12 protein-coding genes are annotated in these 15,332 nt (G+C 72.6%); 5 read left to right on the forward strand and 7 right to left on the reverse strand.

The features are described from left to right. Window positions 1-11: 11 nt before the first annotated feature. The 3 genes from glgB to MF672_RS03400 all read left to right on the forward strand — a co-directional run bounded on the left by glgB (window position 12) and on the right by MF672_RS03400 (window position 5,910). On the forward strand, window positions 12-2,180 hold the full coding sequence (glgB, locus tag MF672_RS03390) for a 1,4-alpha-glucan branching protein GlgB (RefSeq protein WP_242381662.1): 2,169 nt from the start codon (window positions 12-14) through the stop codon (window positions 2,178-2,180). 154 nt (window positions 2,181-2,334) lie between these two features. Next, complete coding sequence (locus tag MF672_RS03395) at window positions 2,335-4,281, forward strand: S8 family peptidase (protein ID WP_242381663.1); 1,947 nt, start codon at window positions 2,335-2,337, stop codon at window positions 4,279-4,281. Window positions 4,282-4,446: 165 nt separating this feature from the next. Then, window positions 4,447-5,910 (forward strand): S8 family peptidase, encoded by a 1,464-nt coding sequence (locus tag MF672_RS03400; RefSeq protein WP_242381664.1) that lies wholly within the window; start codon window positions 4,447-4,449, stop codon window positions 5,908-5,910. Window positions 5,911-5,931: 21 nt separating this feature from the next. Here MF672_RS03400 and MF672_RS03405 read toward each other — a convergent pair whose 3' ends face one another. Then, window positions 5,932-6,585 carry a nucleoside/nucleotide kinase family protein gene (locus MF672_RS03405; protein WP_242381665.1) on the reverse strand — a complete coding sequence of 218 codons (654 nt, stop codon included), beginning with the start codon at window positions 6,583-6,585 and terminating at the stop codon, window positions 5,932-5,934. Window positions 6,586-6,744: 159 nt separating this feature from the next. Between MF672_RS03405 and sppA the strand changes: the two genes are divergently transcribed. After that, a complete protein-coding gene (gene sppA / locus MF672_RS03410; RefSeq protein WP_242381666.1) occupies window positions 6,745-8,442 on the forward strand; it encodes a signal peptide peptidase SppA in 1,698 nt (565 codons plus the stop codon). A gap of 325 nt (window positions 8,443-8,767) precedes the next feature. Here the strand turns inward: sppA and MF672_RS03415 are convergent, their stop codons facing one another. Genes MF672_RS03415 through MF672_RS03435 form a run of 5 tightly spaced genes read right to left on the reverse strand, consistent with a single transcriptional unit; the run spans window position 8,768 to window position 12,655 of the window. Beyond that, window positions 8,768-9,253, reverse strand: a complete 486-nt coding sequence (locus MF672_RS03415) for a flavin reductase family protein (protein ID WP_242381667.1) — start codon at window positions 9,251-9,253, stop codon at window positions 8,768-8,770. A gap of 3 nt (window positions 9,254-9,256) precedes the next feature. Continuing rightward, window positions 9,257-10,195 (reverse strand): ABC transporter substrate-binding protein, encoded by a 939-nt coding sequence (locus MF672_RS03420; RefSeq protein ID WP_242381668.1) that lies wholly within the window; start codon window positions 10,193-10,195, stop codon window positions 9,257-9,259. 39 nt (window positions 10,196-10,234) lie between these two features. Beyond that, window positions 10,235-10,927 carry an ABC transporter permease gene (locus MF672_RS03425; RefSeq protein ID WP_242381669.1) on the reverse strand — a complete coding sequence of 231 codons (693 nt, stop codon included), beginning with the start codon at window positions 10,925-10,927 and terminating at the stop codon, window positions 10,235-10,237. Beyond that, window positions 10,924-11,604, reverse strand: a complete 681-nt coding sequence (locus MF672_RS03430) for an ABC transporter permease (protein WP_242381670.1) — start codon at window positions 11,602-11,604, stop codon at window positions 10,924-10,926. Before MF672_RS03430 ends, MF672_RS03425 begins: the two co-directional genes overlap by 4 nt. Beyond that, on the reverse strand, window positions 11,597-12,655 hold the full coding sequence (locus MF672_RS03435) for an ABC transporter ATP-binding protein (RefSeq protein WP_242381671.1): 1,059 nt from the start codon (window positions 12,653-12,655) through the stop codon (window positions 11,597-11,599). The genes MF672_RS03430 and MF672_RS03435 overlap by 8 nt, the downstream gene beginning before the upstream one ends. A 263-nt stretch (window positions 12,656-12,918) precedes the next feature. Here MF672_RS03435 and MF672_RS03440 point away from each other — a divergent pair, with 263 nt between their 5' ends. After that, complete coding sequence (locus MF672_RS03440; RefSeq protein WP_242381672.1) at window positions 12,919-14,454, forward strand: RNA polymerase sigma factor; 1,536 nt, start codon at window positions 12,919-12,921, stop codon at window positions 14,452-14,454. Here MF672_RS03440 and MF672_RS03445 read toward each other — a convergent pair. Further along, complete coding sequence (locus tag MF672_RS03445; protein ID WP_242381673.1) at window positions 14,451-15,320, reverse strand: sigma-70 family RNA polymerase sigma factor; 870 nt, start codon at window positions 15,318-15,320, stop codon at window positions 14,451-14,453. The two genes, MF672_RS03440 and MF672_RS03445, sit on opposite strands and share 4 nt — an antisense overlap. Between the last annotated feature and the right edge of the window lie 12 nt (window positions 15,321-15,332).

Consider the following 15,332-nt stretch of genomic DNA (forward strand, 5'->3'; position numbering starts at 1 on the left):
GGAGCATGCCGATGAGGAACGAGCTCGACCGCCTCGCGGGTGGGGCGCACCACGATCCGCACTCCGTGCTCGGAGCGCACCCCGTGCCCGGCGGGGTGGTCTTCCGCGCGCTGCGCCCGCTGGCGGAGCGGGTCACGGTGGTGCTGGACGACGACGGTACGACCCATGACATGAAACACCAGGCCCACGGGGTGTTCGAGGTGCTCGTTCCGGGGCTCGACAAGGTGCCCGGCTACACGTTGCAGGTCAAGTACGCGGGCGGCGAGCCGTTCTCCGTGCGCGACCCGTACCGGCACTGGCCCACCCTCGGCGAGGTGGACCTGCACCTCATCGGCGAGGGACGGCACGAGCGGCTGTGGGAGGCGCTGGGCGCCCGCGTGATGGTCCACGAGGACGTCCCCGGCGTGGCGTTCGCCGTCTGGGCCCCCAACGCGCGCGGCATCCGCGTCATCGGCGACTTCAACCACTGGAACGGCACCGCCTACCCCATGCGCTCCCTGGGCCGCTCCGGCGTGTGGGAGCTGTTCATCCCCGACCTGCGGGGCGGCGAGCGGTACAAGTACCAGATTCTGGGCGCCGACGGCACCTGGCGGGAGAAGGCCGACCCGATGGCGCGGCGCACCGAGGTGCCGCCGATGACGGCCTCCGTGGTCGACAGGTCCGACTACAGCTGGCAGGACGACGCCTGGATGGTCGAGCGGCGCGGCAAGCACCAGCAGGCCGAGCCGATGAGCATCTACGAGGTGCACCTGGGCTCGTGGCGGCCCGGCCTGTCGTACGTGGAGCTGGCCGACGAGCTGTCGGCGTACGCGGCCGACCTGGGCTTCACGCACGTGGAGCTGCTGCCGGTGGCCGAGCACCCGTTCGGCGGGTCGTGGGGCTACCAGGTGACCTCGTACTACGCGCCGACCGCCCGTTTCGGCACCCCCGACGAGTTCCGCCACTTCGTGGACCGCATGCACCAGCGCGGCATCGGCGTGATCCTCGACTGGGTGCCCGCGCACTTCCCCATGGACGACTGGGCGCTGGCCCGCTTCGACGGCACCCCGCTGTACGAGCACGCCGACCCGGCGCGCGGCGAGCACCCCGACTGGGGCACCTACGTCTTCGACTACGGCCGCCGCGAGGTGCGCAACTTCCTGGTCGCCAACGCGCTGTTCTGGCTCCAGGAGTTCCACATCGACGGCCTGCGCGTGGACGCCGTGGCCTCGATGCTCTACCTCGACTACTCGCGGCGCGAGGGCGAGTGGACGCCGAACGTCTACGGCGGCCGGGAGAACCTCGACGCGGTCGACTTCCTCAAGGAGATGAACGCGGTCGCCTACCGCGAGGCGCCCGGCATCTCGACCGTGGCCGAGGAGTCGACGGCCTGGCCGGGCGTGTCGCGGCCGGTGCACCTGGGCGGCCTGGGCTTCGGCTTCAAGTGGAACATGGGCTGGATGCACGACACGCTGGAGTACCTGCGCCACGAGCCGGTCTTCCGCCAGTACCACCACCACCAGATGACGTTCTCGCTGCTGTACGCCTACTCCGAGAACTACGTGCTGCCGCTCTCGCACGACGAGGTGGTGCACGGCAAGGGCTCGCTGCTCGGCAAGATGCCGGGCGACGAGTGGCAGCGTTTCGCGCAGCTCAGGGCGCTGCTGGCGTTCATGTGGGCGCATCCGGGCAAGCAGCTGCTGTTCATGGGCGGCGAGTTCGGCCAGGGCTCGGAGTGGTCGGAGGAGCGCGGGCTCGACTGGTGGGTGCTGGAGTTCGACGGGCACCAGGGCGTGCAGCGGCTGGTCCGCGAGCTGAACCGGGTCTACCGCGAGACGCCGGCGCTGTGGGAGCAGGACACCGCGCCGGAGGGGTTCCGGTGGATCGACGCCGACGACGCGCCGGGCAACACGTTCTCCTTCGTCCGTTACGCCAAGGACGGCTCGGCGGTGGCGTGCGTGGTCAACTTCAGCGGCAGCCCGCACGAGAGCTACCGGCTGGGCCTGCCGTACGGGGGGCGGTGGAGCGAGGTGCTGAACACCGACGCCTACGACTACTGGGGCAGCGGCGTCGGCAACATGGGCGCGATCGAGGCGGTCGAGGAGTCGTGCCACGGGCTGCCGTACTCGACGACGCTGCGGGTGCCGCCGCTCGGCGCGGTCTGGTTCACGCACGAGGGGCCGCCCGCCGGGACACGCTGAACGTCAGGGGTGCGGTCGCTGAAAGTTCGGTGAGAAACCGGACCGGAGGCCTGTGCCTGTCCGGGAAATCGCCCTAAACTCCGAGATCATCCCCTTCGGAGGAAGACGCGTGCGATTTCGCCATATGATCGTTTGCTCGGTCGCTCTGGCCCTGATGCCGTTATCGGGCCCGGCCTACGCGGACGACCCCACCCCGACGCCGACGCCCGCGCCCACCGCCACCCCGGCACCGGCCCCCTCCGGCTCGGAGACCCCGGGCGCCTCGCAGCCTCCGGGAACCCCGGAGGAGAAGGTGGAGGACGGCTTAGGCGCCGGCGGCGGCACCGAGCGGGCCATCGTCGAGATGACCGACCCCGGGCAGAACGAGCCCGTGGCGAGCCAGGCGGCGGCCGAGAGCGTGGACGTGGTGCTGCGCCCGCGGAACCAGTCGTTCATGGTCGTCCAGGGCACGGCGGAGGAGCTGACCAGGCTCGCCGCCGACCCGCGGGTGACCTCGATCCACCGGGACCGGACGTACACGCCGGCCGACGTGGCCCCCAACCTCAAGCTCATCGGCGCCGACCAGGCGCAGGCCAAGGGCTTCACGGGCAGCGGGCAGGCGGTGGCGGTGCTGGACACCGGCATCGACCGCGACCACCCGTGGTTCAGCGGCCGGATCGTGGCCGAGGCGTGCTTCTCGGCCACCGAGACCGGCGTCGAGTCCCTGTGCCCGAACGGGCAGAACGAGCAGATCGGCGAGGGCGCGGCCGACGCCATGACGGCCAAGTGCCTGACCGGCGCCGAGAACCTGTGCGAGCACGGCAGCCACGTCGCCGGCATCGCGGCCGGCACCGGCGGCGTCGCGCCGGGCGCGGGCATCGTGGCGGTGCAGGTGTTCAGCCGGGTCAACGACGAGGGCGTGTGCGGCGAGGCGAGCTGCCTGCTGGCCTTCGAGTCGTCGCTGCGCCTGGCCCTGGACTACGTGGCCGGGCTGGACCAGCCGCTCGCGGCGGTCAACCTGAGCCTCGGCGGCGCGCTGTCGGAGACCGAGTGCGACTCCGGCGAGGAGGGCGCGGTGCTCAAGCCGAAGATCGACGCGCTGCTCGCCAAGGGCGTGGCGACCGTGGTGGCGGCGGGCAACGAGTTCTTCGAGGGGGCGTCGTACCCGGCGTGCATCTCCTCGGCGGTGGCCGTCGGCGCGAACGACAACAACGACGGCATCGCGGACTTCTCCAACCGGGGCGCGCTGCTGGACCTGTTCGCGCCGGGCGTGGACGTCGAGTCGTCGGTGCCGGACAACGCGACGGCCGTCTACAGCGGCACGTCCATGGCGACGCCGCACGTGGCGGGCGCGCTGGCGCTGATGAAGCAGGCCAAGCCGCAGACCCCGATCGGGGACCTGATCAACGAGCTCAAGAGCACCGGGCGGCCCTACACCTACGAGGCGAACGGCACGCAGGTCACCACGCCGCGCCTGGACCTGGCGGCCGCCCTGGCGGGGGCCTCGCCGCAGCCGACGGTGTCGCAGTCGCCGGTCGCGCCGGAGCCGAGCCCGTCCGCGGACGACGGCGACCCGGACCCCGGCCAGCCGGACGACCCGACGGACGACCCGACGGACGACCCCACGGACGACCCCACGGACGACGCCTCGCCGGACCCGCAGCCGTCCTCGTCCACCTCTCCGGTGCCGCTGCCGACCGTGACGGTCACCGTCACCGTGACGCCGACGCCGTCGCCGACCAGCACGGCCTCGGTCTGCACGCGCGGCACGGCGGCCAAGAAGCTGCCGGCCAGGAAGTGGGCCGTCGAGATCCACCGCAGCAGCGGCACGATCTCCGACGCCACGCTCACCTGCTACCTGAAGCTGATCGCGAAGTCGAGCAAGGTCTTCCCGGAGCTGACGAAGGCGTCGTCGCTGGGCAAGGCGTACCGGGTGCTGAAGAACGGCAAGACGAACAAGGCCAAGTTGGACGCCGCGCTGCTGACGGCCTGGCTGAACTGGGCGCACGGCACGAACGGCACGACCACCCTCATTGCCGCCGAGAAGGTGCGGATGGTGAGCAAGCCCTCCGCGTCGGCGTTGAAGAAGGCGACGAAGAACGTCCTCAAAACCGTCAAATAGCTAGATGTCAGGAAAAGGCCGGTCGGGAACGACCGGCCTTTTCCGTTGCCGGGCTGAAGCGGGTAAAAAACCATTCATCGTTCACCCGAGCCACATTCACCCCCCACATCACACAAGACACAGCCGGGGATGTAACGCCCTAACGCCCATCCTCGGAGGAACCCCGTGAGGCTACGGTCCTTGCTCGCCCGCGCCGCCGCGCTGGCCACCACCACGGCCGTGCTCGGCACGGCGCCGGCCCTGTACGCCGAGACCTACGACACGCCCGGCCCGCCCTCGGCCACGCCGGGCGCGGGAGCGCTGAACGCCGACTCCACCGACACGACCGGCCCCGTGATCAGCGAGGCGCTGGTGCGGGAGATCCAGTCGAAGACCCGGGTGCGCTCCATCATCCAGCTCCGGCCGGGGCAGAGCGTCAAGGCCGTCGCCGGCGACATCGAACGGGCCTCCGAGGGCAGCCGCGTCCTGGAGACCGCCGCCTCGCCGAACTTCTTCGTCGCCGAGGTCGACCAGATGACGCTGGCCCGGCTGAAGAAGGACGGCCGCGTCCAGTCCGTCTACAAGGACGAGCTGAGCGCGCCGACCCCGCTCGCCGCCTGGGAGAACCCTGGGGGCCTGGAGATCAGCACCAACCTGATCGGCTCCAACCGGGCCAACGACGCCGGCTGGACCGGCAGGGGGGCCACGGTCGCCGTCCTGGACACCGGGATCGACCGCGACCATCCCTTCTTCACCGGCCGCCTGGTGGACGAGGCGTGCTTCTCCTCCTCCGACGCCGGCGACGGCACGGTCTCGCTCTGCCCGAACAACCAGCCGAGCCAGACCGGCGCGGGGGCCGCCGACGCCGAGACCGCGCAGTGCGTCGTCAACCAGGTCAACGCCTGCTCGCACGGCACCCACGTGGCCGGGATCGCGGCCGGGCGCATGGTCACCGGAGCGCCGTCGAACGGGGTGGCGCCCGAGGCCGGCATCCTGGCCATCCAGGTGTTCAGCCGCATGGACAACGCCATGTCCTGCGCCACCCGGGGCGCGACCGCGCCGTGCTTCCTCAGCTACACCTCCGACCAGAAGCTGGCGCTGGAGTACGTGGCGCGGGTGGCCCGCAGCCGCAACGTCGCCTCGGTCAACATGAGCCTGGGCGGCGGGGGGCCGTTCACGCAGGCGTGCGACGCCGACCCGAGCGCGTCGGCGGTCAAGCCCGAGTTCGACACGCTGGTGGGGCTCGGGGTGGCCCCGGTGGTGGCGGCCGGCAACAACGGCTTCGCCAACGGCGTCTCCGCGCCCGCCTGCATCTCGACGGCCGTCACCGTGGGGGCCAGCGACAACCAGGACGCGCTGGCCACCTTCACCAACCGGGGGCCGCTGCTGGACCTGTTCGCGCCGGGGGTGGCGATCCGGTCGTCGGTGCCCGGGGGGACGTACCAGGAGAAGAGCGGCACGTCCATGGCCGCGCCGCACGTGGCGGGCACGTTCGCGCTGCTCAAGCAGGAGTACCCGGACTTCACGGTCGCGCAGACCCTGCAGCGCCTCCAGACCACGGGCCGCGGCCTCCAGTACACCGCGGACCAGACCCCGACGATCACCCCCCGCGTCGACGCCGCCGCCGCCACGGGCACCGCCGCCGCCTGACGCGCCCGCCCGCCCGGCCGCTCAGGGCAGCGGGGCGAGCGGGAGGGCTTCGACGTCGAGGACGAGGTCGGCGGTGTCGCGGGTGGCGCGGATGGCGGCGGCGTTCGGCTCGTCGACCTCGGCGACCCAGCGCGCCGCCTGCTCCGGCGCCTTGCCGTGGCGGACGTGCCGCCGGGTGAGGCGGTCGAGGCGGAGGCGGTCGTCGAGGTCGGCGTACCAGACCTCGGTCAGGGCGGAGCGGACCTGCCGCCACGGGTCGCGCGGGATGAGCAGGTAGTTGCCCTCGGTGACGACCACGCGGGCGGCCGGCGGCACGGGGATGGCCCCGGCGATGGGCTGTTCGAGGTCGCGGTCGAAGGACGGGGCGTAGACGGTGGCGCCGGTGTCGGCGCGGAGGCGGCGCAGCAGGGCGAGGTAGCCGTGGCCGTCGAAGGTGTCGATGGCGCCCTTGCGGCCGAGCCTGCCGAGGCGGCGCAGCTCGACGTCGGCGAGGTGGAAGCCGTCCATCGGCACCTGGACGGCGGGCAGGCCGGCCGCGGTGAGCCGGGCGGCGAGCCAGCCGGCCAGGGTGGACTTGCCCGCGCCCGGGCAGCCCGCGATGCCGAGCACGACCCGCCCGCCGTCCGCGGGCAGGAGGTCGCGGACGCGCGCGACCAGGAGGCCGGGGGTGGTCATCGGGCCCCGCCCGCCGACGGGGCCAGGGTGCGGGCGGGATGGCGGTGGTGCACCCACCCATTGTCCTGGGTGCCCGCACCCGGCCTGCTCGCCGGGGCCGCGCACCAAGCGTCCGGCCGACTGAGCACGATTCGAAATGCGTCGCTTAGGGTGAGTTGTATGGACCCAGGCAAGGCGATCTTCGAAACCGTCGACAGGCTCCGCCAGCGGCGCACCGGCCCGCTGGTCCTTGAGCTGGATCTCACCGAGGGCGTCACGGAGGGGCCGCCGGCGGATCCGCTGGCCGCCGTGCTGTCCATGCGCAAGACGCGCCTCGCCGACATCGTCGGCGGGCTGCGGCGGGCCCGCCAGGACTCCCGGGTCAAGGCGCTCGTCGTCAAGATCGGCGGCCAGCCGCTCGGGCTGGGCATGGTGCAGGAGCTGCGCCAGGCCGTCATCCACTTCCGGGCCTCGGGCAAGCTGACCGTCGCCTTCGCCGAGACCTTCGGCGAGTTCGGCGGCGGCACCGTCCCCTACTACCTGGCCAGCGCCTTCGAGCGGGTCTGCCTGCAGCCGAGCGGCGACGTCGGGCTCACCGGCGTGGCACTGGAGCAGCGCTTCGTCAAGGGCGCGCTGGCGAAGCTGGGCGTGGACTACGAGCTCGGCCAGCGTCACGAGTACAAGACCGCGGCCAACACGTTCACCCAGGACCACATGACCGAGCCGCACCGCGAGTCGGTGGGCCGCATCGTGGAGTCGGTCACCGAGACGATGATCAACGGCATCGCGGACGGCCGCCGGCTGGACCCCGGCAAGGTGCGCGAACTGATCGACCGGGGCCCGTTCACCGCCGCCGAGGCCGAGGAGGCCGGGCTGGTGGACCGGCTGGCCTACCGCGACGAAGTGTACGACGAGGTCAAGCAGGCGGCGGGCGCGGACGCGCACCTGCTGTACGTGTCGAGGTACGCCCGCGCGGCGGCGGTCAGGAAGCTGCCGCACCCCATGTCCGACGGGATCGCGCTGGTCCACGGCATCGGCATGATCAAGACCGGTCGCAGCGGCCGGAGCCCGCTCGGCGGGGGCGGCGCCATGGGCTCCGACACGATCAGCGCTGCGCTGCGGGCCGCCCGCCGGGACGAGCACATCAAGGCCGTGGTGTTCCGGGTGGACAGCCCGGGCGGCTCGTACGTGGCCTCCGACACCGTGTGGCGCGAGGTGACGCTGACGCGCAAGGTCAAGCCGGTCATCGTGTCGATGGGCGACCTGGCGGCGTCCGGCGGCTACTTCGTGTCGATGGCCGCCGACGTGATCGTGGCCCAGCCGGGGACGCTGACCGGGTCGATCGGCGTGTACGGCGGCAAGGCCGTCTTCGCCGACCTGATGCAAAAAATCGGGATAAACACGGAAATGGTGGCCGAGGGCGCCAACGCCGGCATGTTCTCCACCTCCCGCACCTTCTCCCCCGAGCAGTGGGAGCGCATGAACGCCTGGCTCGACCGCATCTACGACGACTTCGTCGGCAAGGTGGCCCAGAGCCGGGACCTCAGCAGGGAGCGCACCCACGAGCTGGCCAGGGGCCGCGTCTGGACCGGCGCCGACGCGCACGCCCAAGGCCTCGTGGACGAGCTCGGCGGCCTGGAGGACGCCCTGACGCTGGCCAGGAAGCGGGCCGGGCTGAGCGAGGACGCGCCGGTGCGGATGTACCCGCGGCTCAACCCGCTGGAGCGGCTGCGCGGCCCGGAGTCCAGCGAGGACAAGTCGGCCGCCCTCGCCAGGATCCGGCTCGACGCCTGGGGGCCCCTGGCCCGCCTGTCGGCCGAGCTGGGCCTGCCCGCCGCGGGCCCGCTGATCCTGCCGGAGTGGTACACGATCCGCTGACCGGCCGCTGACCGGCCGCCGACCGGCCGCCGACCGGCCCCCGACCGGCCACGCCGGACTGCGGGCCGTTCGGCCTGCGCGCCGGAGAGGGACCGGACCGCCTCCAGCGCGATGTCCTCGGCGGCGGTGCCCACGACGGCGTCACCGTTCGGCGGGTGGCAGTGGAAGTAGTAGAGCACGCTGGAGCGCAACGCGTCCGGCTGGTCGATCTCGACGCGGACCGCGTTGCCCGGTCTCCCAGTCCCACTCGAAGGTCTCCAGGACGGTGGTGTACACCTCGCCGTGGTCGGCCGGCGCCGCACCGCGCCCCAGCCACGGGTGTTGATCAAGGAGACGTAACGGGGCGGTAGCGGCCCCGCAGGCGGACCAGCGGCTGGAGGGCGGCCTCGACGTAGGCCACGTCCAGCACGGCCGCGATGAAAAGAGTGTGGTCGCCGGCCGGGACCACCGTCGTGGTCTCGGCCTCCAGCGCGGCCACCCCGCCCGCGATCACCAGCGCCTCCGTGTGCGTCCCCCGGTGGTGCGGGAGCCCGGCGAGCAGGAGGCGGGCGCTGGGCCGGCCCGGGGTGGCGAAGCGGCTGGCGACGGCCGCCTGCCCCGCCGACAGCAGGGAGGCGGCCCAGCGGTCCCGCCGGAGCAGGACCTCCGCGAGGTAGCCGCCGGAGGCCAGGCTGACCAGCACGAGCGGCGGCTCCAGGGAGACGGACATCAGCGTGGACACGGTGGTGCCGAGGTCGTCACGCCCGTCCCGCACGGTCACCACCGCGACCCCGCCGGCGAGCTGCGCCATCGCCTCCGTGAACTCGCCCAAGGCTCAGGCCAGGCCGTTGGAGGTCAGCCAGTCCTTGGCCACCGTGGCGGGCTCGTCCTTGTTGACGGAGATCTTCTGCATCATCTGCAGCAGCGAGTCCGTCGACAGCTTGGCCGAGACCGTGTTGAGGGTGGTCCTGATCGTGTCGGTCGCGCCCGCCTTGAACAGCAGCGGGGTGACGTTCTGGGCCGGGAAGACGTTCTTGGTGTCCTGGAGCGGCACGAGGTTGTTGGCGGTCATCTTGGGGTCGGTGGTGAAGACGTTGCCGACCTGGATGGAGCCGTCCTTGAGCGCGTCGGCCGTGGTGGGGCCGGTCGGCTTCCACTCCTTGAACTCGATGCCGTAGACCTCCTTGAAGCGGGCCTCCCAGCGCTTCTTGAACTCCGGCGGCCCGCCCACGGTGAAGGTCTTGGAGACCTTGGCGAGGTCCTCCATCGTGTTCAGCGACTGCTTGGACTGGGTGTCCTTGGTGATGGAGAGGCTGTCCTTGTCCTCGGCCGGGGAGGAGTCGAGCACTTCCAGCTCGGCGGGCAGCTTCTCCTTCAGCGCCGCGTTGACCTCGTCGGTCGTGGCGGCGGTGGCCTTGAGGTCGATGAAGGCGAGCAGGTTGCCGTTGTACTCGGGCACGATGGTCAGCCCGCCGCTCTTGACCTGGTCGTAGACCGCCTCGCGGCTGCCGATGCGCGGCTTCTCCTCCACCTGGACGCCCTTGGCCTCCAGCGCCTGCGCGTAGATCGAGGCGAGCAGCGCGCTCTCGTCGAAGTCGAACGAGCCGATGACGGCCTTGCCCGCGGCGGCGCCTCCGCCCGAGGCCGAGCCGCTGGGCGCCGCGCTCGTGGTGTCGAGGGGGTTGCCCCCGCCGCCGGACCCGCCGCCGCCACAGGCGGACAGGGCGAGCACCGCCGAGATCAGCGTCCCCGCGATGCCGTACGTGCGTCTCATCTTGCTTTTCCCTTCTAAAACGGGAGGTAATACAGGAGACTATCGGACTTTCAGCCGCTGGCTCACCCCGGGCGAGACCGCCACCCTCTGGGCGAGCGTGAACAGGATCTGCACGACGAGCGCGAACAGCACAATCAGTACAGAACCCCCGACCACGCTGGCGTAATCCTTGGTCGCGAAACCGTCGATGATGTAGCGCCCGAGCCCGCCCAGCCCGGTGTAGGCCGCCACCGTCGTCGTCGCCACCACCTGGATCGCCGACAGCCGGCACCCGAGCAGGATCAGCGGCAGCGCGACCGGCACCAGCACCCGCCCGAGCACCTGGCCGCCGCGCAGCCCCATCCCGTACGCCGCGTCCCGCAGCTCGGGATCGACCCCCTTGATCCCCTCGAACGTGTTCACCAGGATCGGCGGCACCGACAACAACACCAGCGGGATGATCACCGGCCAGATCGAGGCCGTGCCCAGCAGCAGCACGAACATCACCAGCAGGCCCAGCGTCGGCAGCGCCCTGGCCAGGTTCGCCGAGACGACCACCAGCACCTCGCCCCGCCCGGTGTGCCCGATGAGCAGCCCGAGCGGCACCGCGATCAGCACGGCCAGCACCAGCGCCAGCGCGGAGAACTCCAGGTGCTCCAGCAGCCGCGCCGGGATGCTCCCCGGGCCCGACCAGTTCCCGGCCGTCCCGAAGAACTCCCCCAGCCAGGAGAAGAAGCTCGTCAGCCAGCTCACGTCGCCTGCCCCTTCCGCGCCCGGACCCACGGGGTCAGCAGCCGCTGCGCCAGCACGATCAGCGCGTCGGCGATCAGCGCCAGCACCACGATCAGCACGATGCCGACGATCACCGGCGGCATGAACGGGTTCTGGTAGGCCCGCGTGAACAGCCCGCCGAGCCCGCCCTGCCCGATCAGCGCGCCCACGCTGACCAGGCTGATGCTGGACACGGCGACCACCCGCAGCCCGGCCAGCACCACCGGGACCGCGATCGGCAGCTCCACCAGCAGCAGCCGGCGCAGCGGCGTGAACCCCATCGCCACCGCCGACTGCCGCACGTGGTCGGGCACCGAGCGCAGCCCGTCCACCACGGCCGGGATGAGCACGGCCATGCCGTAGAAGGTGAGCGGGATGATCACCGTGGTCTGCGACAGCCCGGTCACCGAGATCAGCAGCATGAAGACCGGCAGCGACGGCAGCGCGTAGACCACGTTCATCAGGCCCGCCGTGGGCTGGTAGAGCCAGCGCCAGCGCGCGCAGGCGAGGCCCAGCGGCAGCGCCAGCACCAGCGAGAGCACGATCGGCACCAGGGACATCGTGAGGTGGTCGGTCAGCAGGTTCCTGATGCTGTCGGCCCGGCCGGTGTCCCAGTTGCGGCCGATCCACTCCCAGATCGAGGGAGGGCCGTCAGACATCGGCCGCCTCCGCGAGCGCCTGGTCCAGGCTCTCCCTGGTGGCCACGCCGACGACCTTGCCGCCCTCGTCCACGGCCACCGCACAGCCGGAGGGCGACAGCAGCGCCGCGTCCAGGGCCGCGCGCAGCGAGTCGCGGCCGAAGACGAAGGCGCCGAAGCGCTCCAGCTCGCCGGGGCGCGCCCCGGACGCCCAGCCGACCGGCCGGCCCGCGCCGTCCACGACCAGGACCCAGGGCTCGGAGGTGCCGCGCTCGGCCCCCTCCTCGACGGTCAGGTCCGTACGCAGCCGCAGCCCGTCCGTGGGGACGAACTGCAGCCGCCGGATGCCCCGGTCGTGCCCCAGGAACTCGCGCACGAAGTCGTCGGCCGGCTCCGACAGCAGCGTCCTCGGGTCGGCGAGCTGCGCCAGCTTCCCGCCCACGCGCAGCACCGCCACCCGGTCGCCGAGCTTGATGGCCTCGTCGATGTCGTGGGTGACGAAGACGATGGTCTTCTGCAGCTCCGCCTGCAGCCGCAGCAGCTCCTCCTGGAGGCTCGTCCGCACGATCGGGTCGACCGCGCTGAACGGCTCGTCCATGAGCAGCACGGGCGGGTCGGCGGCGAGCGCCCGCGCCACTCCGACGCGCTGCTGCTGCCCGCCGGAGAGCTGGAACGGGTAGCGCCCGGCCAGCGCCGGGTCCAGCCCGACGCGCTCCAGCAGCTCCATGGCCCGCGCGCGGGCCTTCTTCTTGTCCCAGCCGAGCAGGTACGGGACGGTCGCGATGTTGTCCACGATCTTGCGGTGCGGGAACAGGCCGGCCTGCTGGATGACGTAGCCGATGCCGCGCCGCAGCGTCGGCGGGTCGATGCCCTGGACCGGCTTCCCGTCGAGGAGGATCCGGCCCTCGCTGGCCTCGATCATGCGGTTGATCATCCGCAGGGACGTCGTCTTGCCGCACCCGGAGGGGCCGACCAGGACGGTGATCTCCCCCGTGGGCGCCTCCAGGCTGAGGGAGTCAACCGCCACCGTGCCGTCCGGATAGCGTTTGGTGACAGCGTCGAATGTGATCACGCGTGACCTCTCGCTCGTGGCAGGGCCGCGGCCCCCGTGCCACGACCGCCGCATGATCTCTGGTGGACCAACAGACTACGGCGGTCGTCACGGGCATGTCGTGCCGGGCTGAGGTTAAACGCTTCACTGACCAGGCTTATTTACTTAAATGTGGATCTGGTAGTGCGCCGAACCGGTCTGTGTTGGCATGATTGCCTCCACAATCTCCTGACGCGCACCCCCATCACCCTCAGCGTCCGCACCCAGCAAGAGGATCCGGCCCCGTGTCCCAGCCGCTCACCGATCAGCGCCCACGCGCCGAACTGATCGCAGAGCTCTACGACCGCCATGCCGCCGGGCTGTTCGCGTACTGCGCCGACCAGCTCGGCGACCTCGGCTCCGCCTCCGACGTCCTGCTGACGGTGCTCAACGCCGTCCCGGCCACGGAGCCGCCCCGCGCCGCTCTCTACGCGCTCGCCCGCCGCGAGCTCCACCGGCGTGACGTCGTCTACGCCCCGCCCGCCGTGGACCCCCTCATCGACCCGGCCACCGCGCTCGTCGAGCGCACCCTGCGCGAGCTGCGCCCCCACCAGCGCGAGGTGCTGGTGCTGTGCGCGGTGTGCGGGCTCAGCAAGGCCGAGCTGGCGTGGGTGCTCGGCGTCGCCCCCGACACCGCCGAGGAGCTGGCCGTCAGCGCAGGGCACGGCTTCCGCCACGCCCTCGGCGCCGCACTGGCCTCGACCGGCGGCCGCGTGCCCAAGCCGGTCGCCGACGTCTACGGCGCGCTCACCGTGGCGCCGCTGCCGGACGTCCTCGGCCGCCTGCCCTGGCCGCAGCCGCCCGGCGCGCTGCGCATCCACTTCGCCGGCTCCCGGCCGGCCGCGCCCGCCCCGCTGTTCGTCAAGCCGCGCTGGCCCAGCCCGCCGGTGTGGCCGCAGCCGCTGGCCGAGGCCGACCCGGCGAGCAGCACGGTGATCTTTCCCGCCGAGCTGCTGACGCCGCCGACGCCGTCCCGGGTGGCCGAGCACGACGCCACGACGGCCCCGATGCCCAAGGTACGCGGGCCGCTGGGCCCCCCGCAGAACCGCCCGCTGGGCCCCCCGCCGGGCCTCGGCCGGCCGCTCAGGGACCCGCTCGCGGCGTTCGACGCCCGCAGGGGGTCCGCCGCGCCGGCCGGCGCCGAGCGGCCGTTCTTCATGGCCGCGCCGCCGGAGGACGGGCCGCAGCCGTTCGCGACCGGCGACGTGCTGCTGCCCCGGGACTCGGCGGAGCCGTACGCGACGGGCGACGTGCTGCTGCCCGGCGACCCCGCGCCCTTCCCGCCCGCGCCGGAGCCGTCCCGCGGCGGGCTGCGCCGGCCCCGGCCGGAGCGCCGCTCGCAGCCCTCGCCCGCCGAGGACGTGCTGGTGCACAAGGGCCCGGCCCGCCCGCTCCCGCAGCAGGACGGCCTGCCCCGGGAGACCGCCCCGCTGTTCCAGCCGCGCGCCAAGCCGCGCGCCAAGCCCCCCGCCGAGCCCCCCGCCGGGGCCGGCGGCAAGCAGGGCAAGCAGGGCAAGCCCGCCGGCGAGCCGGTCTACCGGATGCCGCTCTGGGAGGAGCCGGGCGGCGACGCCCGGCCGGCGGAGTCGCCGCTGGCCCCGCGCCCGGTCCGCGCCCGGCCCGCGCCGAAGCGCCGCCCCGAGCTGAAGCCCCGCCCGGACAAGACCCGCCGCCGCAAGGAACGCCACTACGACTGGGTGTGGGAGCTCATCGGCTTCCTGGTCTGCGTGGCGATCGCGATGATCGTGTTCTTCTCCCTGCCCAACATCTTCAACGGTTAGAGGCCCGGCAACGCGGCGAGGCGGTCCTCGTCGGCGAGGATGTCGATGGCGACCACCTTGCCGCCCGCCACGGTGAAGGCCATGACCGACAGCGGCCGCCCCTCGGGCGCGGTGAGCACCCCGGCCACGCCGTTGACCAGCACCGGCCGCACGTACGCGGCGAACCGCCGGAACGTGAACGCGCGCCCGGCGACCTCCAGCGCCCCGCGCACCTCCAGCCAGGTCCGCGGCCGGCCGCCGTTGTCGGCCCGCAGCACGACGTCCGGGTCCAGGACGGCGACCAGCGCCTCGAAGTCGCCCGCCCGCGAGGCGGCCATGAAGGCGTCCACGACCTCGCGCTGCCGGCCGAGGTCGGGGTCCGGCGTGACGGCGGCCCCCTGCACCCGGCGGCGGGCCCGGCTGGCGAGCTGCCGGGTCGCGGCCGGGGTGCGGTCCACGATCGGGGCGATCTCGTCGAAGGGCACCGCGAACATGTCGTGCAGCACGAACGCCAGCCGCTCGGCCGGGTCCAGCGTCTGGAGCACGACCAGCAGCGCGAGCCCGACCGAGTCGGACAGCACCGCCTCGCTCTCCGGGTCCACCCGCTCGGGCGAGGTCACCACGGGGTCGGGCATGGCCGGCTCCAGCGGCTCCTCGCCCCGGGTGCGGCGGGAGCGCAGCATGTTGAGGCAGACCCGGCCGACGACCGTGGTGAGCCAGCCGCCCAGGTTGACCACGTCGGCCGTGTCGGAGCGCTCCAGCCGCAGCCACGCCTCCTGCACCGCGTCGTCCGCCTCGGCGAGCGAGCCCAGCATCCGGTACGCCACCGCGCGCAGATGATCCCGATGCGCCTCGAAGACGGCGGTCAGATCTTTTTCTTCGTTCATCGGTCACATTCT

Origin of the sequence: Actinomadura luzonensis (assembly GCF_022664455.2) — a bacterium.
Classification (GTDB): domain Bacteria; phylum Actinomycetota; class Actinomycetes; order Streptosporangiales; family Streptosporangiaceae; genus Nonomuraea; species Nonomuraea luzonensis.